At 56.6% G+C, this 498-nt stretch carries 1 pseudogene; it reads left to right on the forward strand.

Annotation, left to right across the window (positions count from 1 at the left end):
- A pseudogene (locus A3754_RS07240) lies at positions 1–498 on the forward strand (2-oxoglutarate dehydrogenase E1 component); the annotation flags it as partial.

Below are 498 nucleotides of genomic sequence, written 5' to 3' on the forward strand. Positions count from 1 at the left end.
TATCTACGATTCATTGCTCTCTGAAGAAGCGGTGTTGGGGTATGAATATGGCTACGCGACTACCACTCCCAAATCTCTGGTGATCTGGGAAGCCCAGTTTGGTGATTTCGCCAACGGTGCCCAGGTGGTGATTGACCAGTTCATCTCTTCCGGCGAGGCCAAGTGGGGCCGTTTGTGTGGCCTGACCATGCTGCTTCCCCATGGCTATGAAGGGCAGGGCCCGGAGCATTCCTCTGCGCGACTGGAACGCTTCCTGCAACTGTGCGCGGAGCACAACATGCAGGTCTGTGTGCCAAGCACCCCCGGGCAGATTTATCACTTGTTGCGCCGTCAGGCTGTACGGCCACTGCGTAAACCGTTGGTGGTAATGAGCCCGAAGAGCCTGCTACGCCATAAAAAGGCCACATCCGCACTGGAGGATCTGGCCCACGGCACTTTCCATTCAGTACTGGATGACCTGGCTGATCTGGATCGCAAGAAGGTCAACCGCGTGGTCAT

The sequence above is a fragment of the Alcanivorax sp. HI0083 genome, assembly GCF_001635175.1.